The 15,882-nt window shown below is 46.0% G+C and carries 13 protein-coding genes; 6 read left to right on the top strand and 7 right to left on the bottom strand.

Features of this window, described 5'->3' with window-relative positions:
• Positions 1-7 precede the first annotated feature (7 nt).
• Positions 8-1,366: an isochorismate synthase gene (locus SO_RS21905; protein ID WP_011074299.1), complete on the bottom strand. Its 1,359-nt coding sequence runs from the start codon at positions 1,364-1,366 to the stop codon at positions 8-10.
• Between the two features lie 481 nt (positions 1,367-1,847).
• Between SO_RS21905 and SO_RS21900 the strand changes: the two genes are divergently transcribed.
• The 4 genes from SO_RS21900 to SO_RS21885 all read left to right on the top strand — a co-directional run bounded on the left by SO_RS21900 (position 1,848) and on the right by SO_RS21885 (position 5,932).
• Positions 1,848-3,242 (top strand): ATP-binding cassette domain-containing protein, encoded by a 1,395-nt coding sequence (locus tag SO_RS21900; protein ID WP_011074298.1) that lies wholly within the window; start codon positions 1,848-1,850, stop codon positions 3,240-3,242.
• Positions 3,243-3,648: 406 nt separating this feature from the next.
• Positions 3,649-4,833, top strand: coding sequence for an HD-GYP domain-containing protein (locus SO_RS21895; protein ID WP_011074297.1), 1,185 nt, complete (start codon positions 3,649-3,651; stop codon positions 4,831-4,833).
• Positions 4,834-4,938: 105 nt separating this feature from the next.
• Positions 4,939-5,574 (top strand): paraquat-inducible protein A, encoded by a 636-nt coding sequence (locus SO_RS21890; RefSeq protein ID WP_011074296.1) that lies wholly within the window; start codon positions 4,939-4,941, stop codon positions 5,572-5,574.
• 211 nt (positions 5,575-5,785) lie between these two features.
• The gene (locus SO_RS21885; protein WP_011074295.1) at positions 5,786-5,932 is read left to right on the top strand and encodes a hypothetical protein; all 147 of its coding nucleotides are present in this window, start codon (positions 5,786-5,788) and stop codon (positions 5,930-5,932) included.
• Between the two features lie 9 nt (positions 5,933-5,941).
• Here the strand turns inward: SO_RS21885 and SO_RS21880 are convergent, their stop codons facing one another.
• Positions 5,942-6,892 carry a YeiH family protein gene (locus tag SO_RS21880; protein WP_011074294.1) on the bottom strand — a complete coding sequence of 317 codons (951 nt, stop codon included), beginning with the start codon at positions 6,890-6,892 and terminating at the stop codon, positions 5,942-5,944.
• Positions 6,893-7,199: 307 nt separating this feature from the next.
• Here SO_RS21880 and SO_RS21875 point away from each other — a divergent pair, with 307 nt between their 5' ends.
• Positions 7,200-8,402, top strand: a complete 1,203-nt coding sequence (locus tag SO_RS21875; RefSeq protein WP_005054087.1) for an IS256-like element ISSod4 family transposase — start codon at positions 7,200-7,202, stop codon at positions 8,400-8,402.
• 57 nt (positions 8,403-8,459) lie between these two features.
• Here the strand turns inward: SO_RS21875 and SO_RS21870 are convergent, their stop codons facing one another.
• Positions 8,460-9,023 (bottom strand): aldolase/citrate lyase/malate synthase family protein, encoded by a 564-nt coding sequence (locus tag SO_RS21870; protein WP_011074293.1) that lies wholly within the window; start codon positions 9,021-9,023, stop codon positions 8,460-8,462.
• A gap of 211 nt (positions 9,024-9,234) precedes the next feature.
• Between SO_RS21870 and SO_RS21865 the strand changes: the two genes are divergently transcribed.
• Positions 9,235-10,767: a DUF3612 domain-containing protein gene (locus SO_RS21865; protein WP_011074292.1), complete on the top strand. Its 1,533-nt coding sequence runs from the start codon at positions 9,235-9,237 to the stop codon at positions 10,765-10,767.
• Between the two features lie 384 nt (positions 10,768-11,151).
• Here SO_RS21865 and SO_RS21860 read toward each other — a convergent pair whose 3' ends face one another.
• From SO_RS21860 to SO_RS21845, 4 genes are all read right to left on the bottom strand, one after another.
• Positions 11,152-11,940: a hypothetical protein gene (locus SO_RS21860; protein WP_011074291.1), complete on the bottom strand. Its 789-nt coding sequence runs from the start codon at positions 11,938-11,940 to the stop codon at positions 11,152-11,154.
• Between the two features lie 892 nt (positions 11,941-12,832).
• Entirely contained in the window at positions 12,833-14,188 is a 1,356-nt protein-coding gene (gene gorA / locus SO_RS21855; protein ID WP_011074290.1) for a glutathione-disulfide reductase, read from the bottom strand.
• A 176-nt stretch (positions 14,189-14,364) separates the two neighbouring features.
• On the bottom strand, positions 14,365-14,898 hold the full coding sequence (locus SO_RS21850; RefSeq protein WP_011074289.1) for a hypothetical protein: 534 nt from the start codon (positions 14,896-14,898) through the stop codon (positions 14,365-14,367).
• Positions 14,899-14,993: 95 nt separating this feature from the next.
• Positions 14,994-15,782 (bottom strand): hypothetical protein, encoded by a 789-nt coding sequence (locus tag SO_RS21845; RefSeq protein ID WP_011074288.1) that lies wholly within the window; start codon positions 15,780-15,782, stop codon positions 14,994-14,996.
• Positions 15,783-15,882: the final 100 nt, after the last annotated feature.

Raw genomic sequence — 15,882 nt, 5'->3', positions numbered from 1 at the left:
CTGGTGCCTATAGCTCAATCAAAATTGACATAATAGTCGCTAGCTTGTTTTCAAGCTCTTGCCATTCAGCCTCTGGATCGGAACCTGCAATAATGCCTGCCCCTGCAAACAAATTAATTTTACCTGGCTCAATCAACGCGCTGCGAATTGCAACCGAAAACTCACTTTCGTCTTTATTAAAATACCCACAGGCACCTGCGTACCAGCCACGCATATAACCTTCACGTTGCCGAATAAACGTCATTGCCGACTCTCTAGGGAGACCGCCCACTGCGGGGGTGGGATGCAGTGCTTGTAGCAGTTGAAAGTCGCTGACTCCGGGTTTTAACTCTGCACGAATTGCGCGGTGCAAATGTTGAATATGATTCAACTTAAAGATGGTGGCTTCTTCTTCGGCACCCACATATTGGCTCAGCGGCGTGAGCATACTGACTATATGGCGACGGACCAACTGATTCTCGACGCTATTCTTGTTGTCTTCGAGCAGCGCATTGGCTAGCGCCACATCTTCCTCTTGGTTCAATCCCCGCACTGTGGTGCCTGCTAACGCCTCGGTAAAGAGTTCTTGCTGGCTGCGGCGGAATAAGCGCTCTGGCGAACAGGAGATATAAGTACGATCAGGGCTAAATTGGAACCCAAATTGGAAACTGTTTGGGTTACGTCCTTGCCAACAGGCTAAAACCATCCAAGGGTCAACCTGTTCATTAACCTCAAGCTCGGTTAAACGAGAAAGGACAACCTTAGGGGTATCTTGATTAAACTTAGGCTCAATCACTTGTTCGACTAAGGTTTTCCAGTGTGGAAAGTCAGGAATATCCTGACGACTTACTAAGGTGAGTTTGTTTGGCGGTGCCAAGGGACGCGCAGGCATAACAGCTTCAATGGCGGCGATAGCGAGGTCGATTTCATCAATCGGATTATTATCGGCAAAATTGAGATTCACCCGCAAACTAAACTGATTTGCGCTGCGTCTAAACTCAATTCTGGGTAGCACAAAGCGGGTATTACCAAACTCGGGCCAAGATTCGATACTGCGATCAAAGGCAACACCACCATAGTAACGAATGTCAGGATTGCTAGACAACATGCGTTGCTGCTCGTAAACACTGGCTAATGCCTTATCGTCGACGCCAGTTTCGAATTTGAAGTCTTTACATGCACCAATGGCCGCAACTTCTTCAACCTTATCACGTCCATGCCAGTAGATACGCGGATAGAGGGTTTGTGATGCCAGCCATGAAATCAAAGGGATAGAGACAGTTTTTAAGGATAACTGCACTATCGGCTCCGTTGCGGGAACCTGTTTCATTTGAATAAGTTTGTCGATGAGAGACTTGAGGTCTTCAGACAGGGCGTGAGCAGGCAAGTAAAACTCCAAAGGTAACGAAATGAAGGTGCTGGCTGAAGTTAACGCTCTCAGCGGTGAATATGAACCAAGTTAATGTATTCTTTTTAAAGTTATTTACACCAAGTGGGTGAGTATGTGTAAATAAGAATCTTTCGCTCAAATTAAAGGCCGAGACCGTCAGTGTCAAGATGCAACCCACGAGTGTGTGACTTTTGCCATAGTCTCATTTTGAGACGCAAAAAAATGTGACCAAGATGGGTCTTTTTGTCGATACCGTGGCTTATGTTGGACATTTTGTCTTTTTTGTGAGAGATGCGTTTTCCATTTGTTTCTATTAGTTGATCTAGGTTAGTTTTTGGGTTTTTAAAGGTTGAGGCGGAAATGTCCGAGACCACAATAGGGGGCACATTTTAAACTTCCAGTGTGACAAAGTTGTATGACCAGCAGAAAGCTGCCTCGAGATTTTCACGGATCACCTTGGCATGACGGCAGAGCTAACATGAAGTTACTCGAGCTTGAAGGTGTCAGCTTTAACTATGGTAGTCAGTTACCCTTGGTGTTTCAGGAGATAACGCTAACGATTGGCAGGGGGCAGTGTCATTGTGTGAGTGGGCCAACGGGGTCAGGTAAATCGAGTTTAATAAACCTACTTGCGGGCGCACAAAATCGTCCACATGAGGGGGATATTTGGCGTCACCCTCAACTGGTCACTGGTTTGGTGATGCAAGATCCACAAACGCAGCTGCATCGACAAACTGTTGGTGCAGAAGTCGTATTTTCCTTAGAGAATCTAGGCATTCCTGCCGAGAGTATGTTGCCTAAAGTGCAACATGCATTACGGCGAGTCGGGCTCTTTTTGCGGCTCGATACGCCAGTCAGTACCCTTTCCCTTGGTCAAAAATACCGCTTGATGATTGCGGCTCAGCTTGTTTGTGAACCGGATTTATTGTTGCTTGATGAGCCATGGGCACAGCTGGATGATCACGGTGTTAGCGAACTGCTCGTGGTGCTGCGAAATCTGATTAACGAAGGAATGGCGCTGGTGCTGGTGGAGCACAATGCCACGGCCTTTGCCGAAATCATCCAATATTACTGGCAATTAGAAGACGGCCATCTTTCTGCTGGTTTGCACCAGACGCCTGAGATATTGCCTGTTATTGCTCCTGCTTGGCGTACTGCGAGTAAATGTGAACCGTTTGGAAAAGTTCTCGTTCAAGCAGAGCCGTTTGAGTTCAGTTTTGATAGTGGGCATCTACTATTTACATGTCCGAACGGATTTAAGCTATATGCCGGTGAAATTGTGACTTTGATTGGGGATAATGGTTCGGGTAAAACCAGTTTACTCAAAACCTTAGCTGGCGCATTGAGCTTAAAACAGCGTTTACCGCTCAAAGTGCTAGGTCGACGCCCTAAATTGGGCGTGTACGGGGCTGAACTTGGACTATTAATGCAAAGACCTAGCCGACAACTCTTTGAAACAACAGTGCTTGCTGAAATGCAGTTTAGTCTTAAGCGTTTTGAGCTTCCCTGTGAACGAGCTGCACAGCTACTAGAAGAATTGGATTTGAACCATTTAGCCGAATTACCTCCCCATCAATTATCTTATGGTCAACAACATTTGATCGCGCTCGCATCTTTAGCCTGTATGCGCCCCAAAGTATTGTTACTTGACGATCCTCTCGCCGGTATGGATAAACATTACTCCAGTAAAGTATGGTATTTGCTTCAAAAGTTAACTGCGCAGGGCTGTGCGATTTTGCTCACCAGCCATAGAAAGATACCGCGGGACCAAATATCGCGACAACTGCATTTACATCACGGACAACTGTTTGAAGACGTACCTGAAATGCAACTACGCTATGTGGATCAGATGTCATCGACGTTAGTTGGCTGATTTATGCCTTTTATCTTGAAATAGACACTGATGCGTCAAGTTTAATCTTGGCTTCTTTACGGCGTGAGCTAAACATTTGGTTGGTCATTTAAGTTGCTTACCCCAGCTCAAACCATACAGACTTCATTTGGGTGTGAGAGAGTTGAGCATTTCGAATCTTTAAAATTAAAAACATTGAAATATTAAACGATTAGCTCAAAAAATAATAACCTCCTTGTTTTGTTAGTTTTTTGAACCATTCTCTCATTATCGCCAAATAAGTGTATGGTGATTTTGCGCTTCCCAGCTTAGAATGCCGCATAAATTGGCTATACTACCAAAAGTAAAAACAGAACCGAGTGAGCGAGTGTGGCTCATTATCGTATGGTGGATAGGCATCTATTAAGTCATCCTTGGGGTTGCAGTTATGAGTGAGTCGGCAGAATCGGTTGACCTAATCAAATTGCCAGTGTCGAAATTGACTCTGGGAATGTTTGTCTCGGCAATTGATAAAAATGATCAAGGTCGGCTGGCTATTGCAAATGCTGGGCAAATCAAGCACAAGGACGCGATTCTAAAATTAACTAAAAATGGCATCAAATATGTTTGGGTTGATACTGAACGCTCGGCTGAGCATTGCGGTTTTAAACGCAAAGTCAGCAACGATAGCCAAGTTAAAAAATCCATCGTAACCCGTGAAAAACAACAGGAGCAGGCTCAGGTTATTTTGACTGAAGCTAAGGATTTGATTCGGAAAGTGCTCTCTGAAACATTTGAGGGTAAAGCGATAGAAGTCGCACCATTCGAAGCCTTGGCTGATAGCATGATCGAGTCTGTGCTTTTGGATGAAGATGCCCTAAAGTGCATGTCAGCACTGCGTACTAAAGATGCTTATCTACTTGAACACTCAGTAAATGTTGCCTTTCTTTTAGTCACTTTTGGCAAATATCTAAAACTTGACCGCAGCATGCTAAGAGAAATGGCCGTTGGTGGCATTTTGCACGATATAGGCAAGATTAAGGTCGATAATAAAGTCCTGCATAAACCGGGCAAGCTTACGCCTGAAGAATTCGAGCATATGAAGTTGCATCAAGTGTATGCACTTGAAATTATGAGCGAAACAAAAGGCCTTTCCCAGATCAGTAAAGATGTCTGTCTAATGCACCATGAAAAGTTGGATGGGCGAGGTTATCCAAGGGGATTAAAGGGTGATGAAATCCCGCTCCATGGACGCATGAGTTGTATCGTCGATATTTTTGATGCCTTAACCGCCACGCGCTGTTACAAAGAGGCTATGAGTCCTGCGGCCGCCTTTAAGATATTGCTGAGTCTGACGCCATTCCACTTAGATCAGCAGTTAGTCTACGATTTTATTCGTTGTATCGGGGTTTATCCTGTTGGTTCGTTGGTGGAATTGTCCGATGGGCGCGTGGGAATTGTTTGGGCCTCTAAGGATAGAGATGCATTACACCCAATAGTTAAATGTTTTTATTCTCTAAAAGCAAAACGTTACACAGAAGTTGTCATAGTTGATCTGCTCAAGTCAGAACTACACATTGAACGTGGTGTGTCACCAAGCTCCTTAGATATAGATCCAACCCCTTTTTATTGATAAGCCTTTGTTGTACCTGATATCGGCCATGATGTCAGGTGCCATTCATTGCACTTGCGACGTTTAAGGCCTTACACTGAGCTAACGTTTATATTGGGCTCAGTTATGAATAATGTACGGAAATCAATCTTACCCATTCTCGTCATTCTGCTGTCTTTAGCACTATTGATCCCTGGTGTGACGCAACCTATTTTGAGCATTAGCGGCAGCATAGATAAGGCCAAACTTACCGAGCAAGGCATCGAACAAGTAGCGCGAAGTTTTGATGAGGATTTAGGGCGCGGCAGTGCCCGTGGCATGTTAAATATGGTCAGTGGTCTACTGGGGCTGCATACCCTCAAAGGTGAGGTGCAAGTATTACAGCAGACCCGCAGTATTTGGAGCACAGTCACTGAATTATATAATACAGGCAATGGCTTAGTCGCAGGGCTGGTGATGCTATTTAGTATTATTATCCCCGCCATTAAACTTAGCCTAATGTTGGCACAACAAAGCGTAAGTTCAATTGCGCTACAATGGCGAATTCATCATATTGTCGATTTGCTTGCTAAGTGGTCTATGGCCGATGTGTTTGTGGTGGCCTTGATCATTACCTTTTTGGCGGGCAATGCTTCGGGCGGTATGGGGGAAATGCTCAAGACACAGGCACAATTTGAGAGCGGATTCTATTTCTTTACCGCTTACTGCATTCTATCCATTGTAAGTGGTTACTTAGTGCGTCGACCCACACCTATTCTGTAGCAAATTTAAGGGTATACTGAGTTACTCACTCTATATGCCTTCTGTGATTAGCGAGCGGTTTGCTTATCAACGTTTATCCCGTTCATGCTGTCACCTCAACACGGGTTTACTGGCTTAGTTGTTATAGCTATTTGTTATTTTAAATCGATATTGGCCGGTTTTTTAGTTCTAAAGAATACTGAGCATCCCCTAACTTTGCTGGAGGATGCAAATGAAAAACTCGCTGCTGATTGTGTTTTGTCTTATTGCCCTAGTTGCATCCACGCAAACCACTGGACTACTTCGATCGTTTATCGAGTTTTCGGCCTTTTTAGGTGTGCTAGGGTTGGCTTGGCGGATAAAGCCTAATGCCGAATAAGCCTACAATTTATTGAAAATACAGAATATAAGCTAAAGATGTGACCCCGATCGCCATCCACAAAATTACCCCTAACAGCAATGGTTTTGGGCCACTTGCACGCATTTTTTGTACTGTAATCCCTGCGCCAATCAAGAACAGACACAGCACAAGCGTGTGCTTCGATACCATAAATAAGGTGTTGTAGAGCGGTTGGAATTGCGGTAACCAATGGGCGATAGCGATGGCTAAACAGTAAAAACCGATAAAATACGGTAGGTTAAGCTTGCGCTTATCACCACCAAAGATCAGTGCACTGACAAGGGCAATCGGAATAATCCACAGTGCGCGTGCCAGTTTAATGGTCGTTGCAGTTTTTAGCGCTTCATCACCGTAGGCGGAGGCAGCGCCCACCACGGAGGAAGTGTCATGAATCGCAATAGCACTCCACACGCCAAAATCATATTGGCTCATATTGAGTAAATGCCCAAGGGCGGGGAATAAAAACAAAGCTACCGAATTAAGTACAAACACGCAGGCTAATGCCGTAGCGGTTTGATCGGCTTTGGCATTAACAGCAGGTGCCACGGCCGCAATAGCACTTCCTCCACAGATGGCAGTGCCGGAGGCAATCAAGTGCCCTGTAATAGGGTCAAACTTCAGTGCTCGAGTGACTATAAAGCCTAAAATCAGCGTGAAAATAATTGAGCCGATAATGAGCCCTAAGTTGTGGCTACTGGCCTCAATCGCAGCGGTTAAGTTAATGCCGAAGCCTAGGCCAATAATCGAATAAGACAGTAATTTTTTGGTGAGTGCCGCGATATTCCAGTCTTTAGGTACCCACCCAAGGCTAGCTAAGGTAAAGCCGAGCACAAGCGCCATGGGAGATGACATAAATGGCGTGAGACATAGCAACGCAGCGCAGATAAAAATAAGGCGATGGGGATCTTTAAGTTGTGAGAATATCGATGAAAAATTCATAACGCCTTAGGGGGTAGCGACACAATCCTATCGTTCTCACTACAGCAGGACTCGCAATATGGCGATCATCTGATCAGAACGTGGACGCTGATAAAAGCGGGTATTATAGCGGCTAAATTAATCTTCAATAAAATCAATTAAATTTATCTTTAGAATCAATTAAGCTTATTCTTAGAGTCAATTTATCTGACTGATTAGCTGACGATGGTAATTAAAAGTTGAGGAGAACCACCGAGCGGTGTTTCTCCTCGGTAGTGTTCATAATTCTGTGTCATTTCAGTAAAATATTCAAAAACAGGAATGACACATGACCCAACCTTTTAACTTCGAACAAGCCCTTAAAGATCTGCAATCAGGTAAAAGCCTCACAGGTAAAGACAGCATTCTTGGCCCACTGATCAAGCAACTCACTGAAGCGGCTCTCCAGGCTGAGCTTGAGCAGCATTTAGCGCATGATCCTCAGCCTAATCGTAAAAATGGCAAAACCCCTAAGACCATTAAGCATCCGTCCGGTAACTTTGAGTTAGACGCGCCTAGAGACCGCAATGGCACCTTTGAGCCTCAGTTGATTAAGAAAAATCAAACTACGCTAACCGATGAAATCGAACGTAAAGTGTTATCGATGTTCAGTATAGGTATGAGCTATCGCGATATTAATCAACATGTTGAAGATATGTATGGACTCAATGTGTCTAACGCAACAGTCAGTGCTATCACTGACAAACTCATCCCCGAACTTAAAGCGTGGCAACAGCGCCCATTAGATAGCCATTATCCTATCGTGTGGCTTGATGCGATACATTATAAAGTCAAAGAGGATGGGCGTTACGTCAGTAAAGCCGTTTACACATTGTTAGCGCTTAATATGAAAGGAAAAAAGGAAATTTTAGGGCTTCACTTATCCGAAAATGAAGGCGCTAATTACTGGCTATCCGTACTGACCGATCTTAATAATCGTGGTGTAAAAGATATTCTTATCGCCTGTGTTGACGGCTTGACCGGTTTCCCTGAGGCCATAGCCAGTATCTTCCCTCATACGGAAACACAGCTATGCGTTATCCACCAGATCCGCAACTCAATGAAGTATGTCGCCTCAAAAAATCAGAAAGCGTTTATGGCTGATTTAAAGCCTGTGTATCGAGCCGTGAGTAAAGAAGCCGCAGAGATGGCATTGGACGAACTGGAGGCCAAATGGGGTGATGCTTATCCGCTGGTAATCAACTCTTGGCGTCGCAAATGGCATAATTTGTCCCATTATTTTAAGTACCCAGAACATATCAGGAAAGTGATTTACACGACCAATGCAGTTGAGGCTGTGCATCGCCAATTTAGAAAGCTCACCAAAACCAAAGGTGCATTTCCTAATGAAAATAGCTTGTTGAAGCTACTTTACGCAGGCATATTAAACGCCTCAGATAAATGGACCATGCCAATCCACAATTGGAGCCTTTGTTTATCACAGTTAGCGATTTATTTTGAAGGGCGTTTAGATAGCGTGCTAGAAATTTAAAAATTAGCCTGACACAGAATTTTGAACGCCCTCTTCTCCTCTGAGCATAGAGCGGTTTTAGAGGTTTACGATACTTTGTAGGCTGTAGTCCCCACCATCCTTAGCGGTAAACAGCTTGTCTTGAATATCGTTTGCGCTTGGCATTCCTGCATGTAAGAGGCTTAACCAGTGGCGAGATGCGGTGTTACGTGTAGTCTTTGGCTCTGCAGTGAGTTCCATTGGTGTTTCGATTTGCACATCTTCTAAATTAGCCAAATCCCGTGCGCCAATCATACCTGTGCGGTCAAAACATAGCTCTACATGGCAACCTTGATCCTGTAACACTATGGCGCTAGGCGCATCCTTTGTGCCATTAAAGGCCACAAACTGTTTGGCTTGACGTAATCCGCTGTGGCTACCGTCGGCAAAAAAAGCCAGCAGATGTTGGTAGTAAACCACATAGCTGATCACCTCTTGGTGTGAACCCGAATCCAGCGGGAAATGACGGTCGAGGAATTGCTTCGCATGAGCGAGTTTTTCATGTTCTGCCGCATTCACTTGGGCGACGGCAAGTACTTCTTCGGCGATGAAGCTGTTTAGATTCGGTTGGATCTGGTGGCTCTTGATAATTGACATATTCATCGCTAGTTCCTCTACACTTTCCAATTTAAAAAATTAGGGCCTTGATTTCACATCTAATTGTTCAACATTCGTCTTCAATTTGGCTTGTCCGACAGCGTTAATGGTTAAGCAGTATCAGGTGGATAACCTTTCCTCGATTGCTTGATTTGTAGTCTAGTGTATTTTTTACTACAATTTCACAATAAAAATTTTACAATGTGAATTTTACAAAATGCGCAATGACCAGAGCTTGATGAGAAAGTCACATTTCCTTGGCACCAAAATACGTAACCTACGGAAACGTAATAATTTAACCATGGAAGATTTATCGGCACGCTGTATCCGCGTCGATGCGAGTAGTGCGCCATCGGTGTCATATTTATCGATGATCGAGCGTGGTAAGCGCGTGCCCAGTGCCGAAATGCTGGCCGTGATTGCGACAGTGTTTCAAAAGGACGTTGACTGGTTTTTAGACGATGTGCCCGAAGAGAGTGCCATCACGCCAGACAAAGGCCGCCGTGGTGGGATTAGCGGTATGGCACTCGAACCCAGCTTTTTGTTTTCAAATGATATTTTGCAAATTGCTATACCAGAAATGTTGTCGCAGACCGGGATCTCGGGTCGGCAATTTGCCCATTTGTTAATCCGCGCCCATCAAGAACACCATCAAAACCATTTCCCCGATCTTGAACGTGCCGCCGAAGAGGTAGGGTTGAAGCGTATGCCCTTATCCCTCGATGAAATGCTGGATATTGCTAAGGGAGTAGGTTTAAAAATCAAGTGGATAGATAGCACTCCACAGGAAGTGATTGATGAGCGTGGTGTCAGTTCGCATCAGTTAGTCACGTCTTTTTTTGAGCCACCCAGCACGATTTATATCAATAAAATGCTTAAAAACCGCCCCAGTCGGCTTAAGTACGATCTCGCCGCCCATATCGGCCATTGCGTGTTACACAATAAGGATGGGCTTAAGAGTGTGATGATCTCCGGCCGTAAATTGCAGATGGATGAAGAAGTGACAATGCAATCTAATACCCTGAATGCACAGGATATTTTGCATGCTTGGCGCGACTTCGAATCCAGCTTTTTTGCCGGAGCCCTGTTATGCCCTAAAGTGCCCTATCGACAATTACTCGACCGTCACGGTTACGAAATTGAGGTGCATAAACAGCTACAAGTGTCGGCTTCGGTTGCTATGCGGCGGATGACCGTGGTATCGCCTTATCCCCATTGGCATTATTTTGATGCCTACGCGCCGGGCAAACTTAAAGCCGTTTACCGCGGCAACGGTATTCCCCTGCCTTGGGGCAATATGCGGCTGGTGGAAGACCCCTGCCAACACTGGGCGGTGTTTAGAATGATCAGTGAGCCTTCAGTTGGGACATCAGCGCAGATTTCGATTTTAAATGTGGGGAATGAACCGCGAATTTATTGCTGCGAATCGATTAAGGTCGAAGATTCGGCGGGCAACCCCCATGTGCTCTGCGCTGGCATTGATCTCAATCCGGCCATTGAAGCTCAAGGTAAAGATGCCCTCTCTATCGCCCATGATTTAAAGGCCGCCTGTGTTACTGGCGGCGGCTCAGTGGCGATTCCTAAGCATATAAAAAGTGACTTAGTCAGCATTGCTAAGATATTGAATATCAACTGGATTGAGCGCGGAATTAAAAACGATGCCCGCTTGATTTGCTCCCGCGGCGCCGTCTGCCCACGGCAACCCAGCTGTTATCAAGCGGGTAAATCCCAGTGTGATGGGGCTGAGTAAGATGTCGCGGAGGGGATTGAGGTTAAGCGCGCTCACCTGTTTAGCATTGTCGTAGCCTGTAGACTTAATAACCTTAATCAGCACGTTTTTGGACAGAAGAGCGTCGATCCATGGTATTTGCTCGGCGACACGCAGCGAGTCCATCCGTGGATGCTCGACCGCCCCGTCCATGGGGCGGACGGTCGTCTCGCTAATCACCATGGCTCACCTGTTTAGCATTGTCGAAGCCTGTAGACTTAATAACCTTAATCAGCACGCTTTGGACATTTCCGAGTTAAAGCCTTAACTCTAACGCGTGTGTTTCGGATACAAATTTCTATTGGGTAACGTCTGAATTCACCGGCGCTGCGCGGCTTTATCGGCAGCGTCCGGTGGAATGAAGGGTTAGCCCTGAACAACGAGAGAGCCAACCGGGATGGAAATTTCAGGAGGGGAGAGCTGAAGGTGCTCCTCAATGACCTCATGACCAGTGGCCCCTTTCACTCCCTGCCCCCAAAGAAACACCTCGGCTCCAAAAACGCTGGGAGCCATTATGACGCCAGGTTCGGTGGCGGCCGGAAATGTTTTTGCCAAGTGCTCTTTGCTACCGTAGGAAAAGTTTGATTCGACCAGACTCGACCTCACAAGCCCTTCGACTGAGTGAACAAGAATTGCTACAGCATTTTCCGAAGACGAAAACGACATGGCTTCTAGGTAGACCGAAACTGGAATATAGATAGACATTTGGGTGCAGTCGGTTCCAAGGCTCTTTCCTTTTCCCTTGTACATGCTGTGCACAAGCGAATAGAAGATATAGTGCAAACGAAGCTGGTAGACAGACAAAGACTTAATTATAGCAAGGACTGCAACGCCACGGTCATCGCGTTCGATCTCAGATTTTGACGAGGCAAGAACGCCTCCATAATAGTCAGCAACGATTGAGTCTTCGCAAAACCGACCCTCGTCGATTACGTGCTTTAGGACCCTCGGGCTAACCTGTCCATCTTCGTCAATTCGATTATCTAGTTTCTTTTGTGCTCGTATAAAAATGTTGTCCAAATTCACATTGCATTTTGTGACAAAGTTTTTTACTTCGCCCCCAACATAGTCGGCTGTGGGGCCAAGTATTTTTACTAGGATGTCCTTTGAGCCGATTACCGCAAGGCCGGCACCCACAGTTGAAATTGGATCCATGTGTTCTCCGAAAGGCTAACTTCTTAGTATTTATGCGCTGCGCTGTTTGCAAGACATAAATCGCTTGTTGGACTTGGCCGCTGCCACATCCATGTCAATTGGTATAAATGATGCTATAGGAATTTGCTTTTTTGCGGTAGCGGTTTTTTATACAGTTTGATTGGTAATTACTTGATATGGCCTACCTTTTTGTTCTTTCACGCTTATTTTTTTCTCATGAATCACTATCTAACGACTCAAAAATCCAAGGAATACACCTCCTCTCGGAGTTGCCGCTGGGCGAATAGACAAATTGCGTGAGTCTCGCCATGGATGGCGAGCTAGCTTACGCAGGTGCAGGGACGCATCCTTCGGAAGCGATAGCAAATTTGGCAATGAGCACAAGGGGCTTTCAACTCCGTTGGGGGCGTCTTGGAGCATCCAAGGAGGATAGGACGAGCAGTCCTCCTTGGTCGGGTGTGGGGTGAAGCCCCACGACTTTGATTTTGATTAAAGCATTCAAACTACGAAAAATATGGGATACATAACTTCTAAGTCGCACCATCAACTTTTCTATAGGTAAAGCTTTACTTGGCCACTGCGAAACACGCTTTGGGGCATTAGCTTTTTAGTCGGACGAACCAGTTCAAGGGTCGTGAAGATTGCCATTGTTGCAACAGTGACCTTCTAAAACATGGAGGTTTTAGTAGAGCCCTCATGGATGAGTTCACGGCGTGTCACTGGGGAAACAATGACAATTCTCTTAGTACACCTAACGAAAAGTTATCTTGTTTTGGGCATAAGCTTTTTAGAAAGCCAGTGTATCAATGAGTCAATAAACAAAGGCCAGAGAACGAGGCTCCGGCCTATCAGTTTTTCTACAGTAAGAACGTGTGTAGGTGGGTTTTCTACACTAACGCATCGTAACAAATTCCTCTGCGCCAGTTGGGTGGATGGCGACAACGGCATCGAAATCGGCTTTGGTGGCGCCCATTTTCATTGCTACCCCAAAACCTTGGAGGATCTCATCCATTCCAAAGCCAATGCCATGAATACCAACAACTTTATCTTCTTTACCCGCGCAGACTAACTTCATCTTGCAGGCTTGGCGATGGCTTGTTACAGCGGTATACATGGAGGTGAAGCTTGAGGTGTAGACCTTCACATTGCCATCGCCATATTGCGCGCGGGCTTCTGGCTCGGTCAACCCCATAGTGCCAATCGGTGGATGGCTAAAGACTACGGTTGGGATTTGGCTGTAATCCATTTTTGCATCGCTCATGGCATTAAATAGACGCTCGGAGAGTAAACGACCGGCTTTTACGGCGACAGGGGTCAGCTCTACACCGCCCGCCATAATATCGCCCACACAATAAATACCTTTGTGGGTGGTATTTTGCTGTGCGTCGGTAATCACATAACCTTTGCTATCCAGTTGTACCTCGGTGTTTTCTAAGCCGATATTGCCTGTTGCTGGTGAGCGACCAATCGCCCATATCAGGCAATCGACGGTAACGCTTTCGCCATTTTCGAGGTTCAGAGTCAGGCTGTCGTCGGCATTTTTGACCACTGATTGTGGGACGCTGTTGGTATGTAGGGTTGGGCCTTCGGTCTTCATGGCATCGACGAGGGCGTCGATCAGCATAGGGTCAAAGTTACGCAGCGGTGCATGTTTACGTACAAATAGATGAGTTTCACTGCCGAGTGCGTGTAACACGCCTGCGACTTCAACGGCGATATAGCCAGCGCCGACAACAGCGACACGTTTAGGTTGTTCGCGCAGGGCGAAGAAGCCATCGGAATCAATGCCATATTCCGCACCAGGAATGTTAGGGATGGTTGGCGCGCCGCCAGTGGCGATGAGGATATGGTCGGCAGTGTAGTGCTCGCCATTCACCTCAATGGTGTTACCATTCACAAAGCGGCCGTAGCCATTGAGTAAGGTGACTTTATTATTGGTAAAGCCGCGACCGTAGGCTTCATGGATGCGACCGATATAAGCTTCGCGGCTGTTGACTAAGGTGTTCCAGTCGAATTTGTTTACCGAAACATCAAATCCATAATCTTTGGCGTAGAGGTTCATGGCTTCGGCGATGTGCGCGCCATACCACATGACTTTTTTAGGCACGCAGCCCACGTTTACGCAGGTGCCGCCGACATGTTTTGCTTCGATGAGTAGCACTTTAGCGCCACGCATAGCAGCTCGGTTAGCTGAGGCGATGCCGCCGCTGCCTGCGCCTAGGCAGATATAGTCAAAATGTTGGGCCATGAGTTTCTCCGTCTAATCCTAAGAATGAGGTGCTTAATAGCAGAAGGCCATTGTAGGTTGGATTGAGTTTGCAGACCAGCCTATTAAGTTGCCTTGCTATAGACCTTGGTTTGCCGCAAAAAATCTCAATCAGCCTGATATCAAACGTATTAACAACCTGTTAATTCTGCGGAAGTTTAACGGCGGTATTGGCAGCGGTGGTGATCGTCTTGGTTTGGTCCTTCAACACCGCATTTAAGACATTGCCATTCCTGCCTGCGAGCGCTGAGCTCATCGCTTTGATAGTCGGCGGCTTTGTCTTGCTTATTGCCAATCTGCGTTTCGAGTTGTGACATCCGGGCATCAAGCCAGCGGCAACTGGGATCGTTAGCGACTTTTTCGCGGCTGGCGAGTTGTTGCTTGCGACTCAGTTTTTTCTTTTTAGTTTTAGTGGATTGCGTTTTGTCGGTCTTTGCTTTGGGTGACTCATTATCAATATTTACTGTGGGTGGTGAATAATCCAAAGCGCTTTGCTCTACGGGAATGGGCAGCAGCTTACCTTCGCTGTCGAGCAGTGTTCCCAATGGCAGTGGGTCAGTAGTGGTACTTTTTGAGAGGGATTCGAATACTAATTCAGGCTCGCTCTCAGGTACTGCGGCTAAGGATGGCAGACTGCAAAAGGTCAATATGATAAATGTGTTAGTGAGTATTTTTAACTGGTGAGCCAACATTCCCTGTGCCTCGCTAAATCAAGGTCGCTCCATCGACATCTTGAGTGTAGTTAGGTGTGGGATAGTTTGCCAAGCAGCAGTGATATCGATAAAACCTAGAAGCTCATATTGAAATGGATACCCGCATAGGTTTGGTCTTGCGAGTTCACATCACCATTGGCTGCCGCTTCTTGCTCGATATCGGCCTGCGCAATACTGTGGCTAATATGACCGCTAATGATGATATTTTCGGCGAGGTTATAGCTTGCTTCTAGCCCAAATTGGAGATGATTTTTGCCATTGTGTTCTTCTGTTCGATATTTAAAATCAAGACCTTGTGTTACATATGGTGAAAGCGTAAATTGCTCTGTAAGTTGCCAATAGCTGTGTAGACTCAGCTCTACAAAATAGCCTGCCGCTTCGGTGGAATAGACATAACTCACTGAAGGCACTAGCCAAGGCGCGGCGGTGTAAGCCAGTTCAGCAAACAGTTCGTTATCCTGACAGCGGCTATCGCTATAGCCTTCGATTCGTTGATATCCAAGAGTTGCTTCTAAGTGTTCGTTCAAGTTTAGGGCGTATTCTAGGCCGATATTCCACTCGGTATAAGCTTGGCTATCGCCGCGGCCCACGAGGGCGTAGGTGGTGAGATTGCCGTATTGGACGCTGGCATTCATCCAATAAATTCCGCCCTCTGCTAAGTTATTACGCCCTTGCGAAACATACTTGCTATCCCAGCCTAAATCTACGCTCACAGCCCAAGGATTGGTGGTGGTTGCAGGCAATAAGCTGCTCGCTACTCCTTCGGTTTGCGTCAAGCTCTCGTTAGCTAAACACGGATGGCTTAAGCACACTAAGCTAATGACGCCTGCGGCGCTAATGATGGATTTAATTGAAACTGCCATATTTAAGCCAATCTGATTGAAAATGCGGAATATGCGTAGATATTAGCCCATATAAACACAATCATTAATGAGAATGGATTTGATTTGCGATCAAACCGTC

Source organism: Shewanella oneidensis MR-1 (assembly GCF_000146165.2).
Taxonomy (GTDB): Bacteria; Pseudomonadota; Gammaproteobacteria; order Enterobacterales; family Shewanellaceae; genus Shewanella; species Shewanella oneidensis.
The sequence above is the reverse complement of the archived record's forward strand: the minus strand, read 5'-3'. Positions and strand labels throughout refer to the sequence as shown.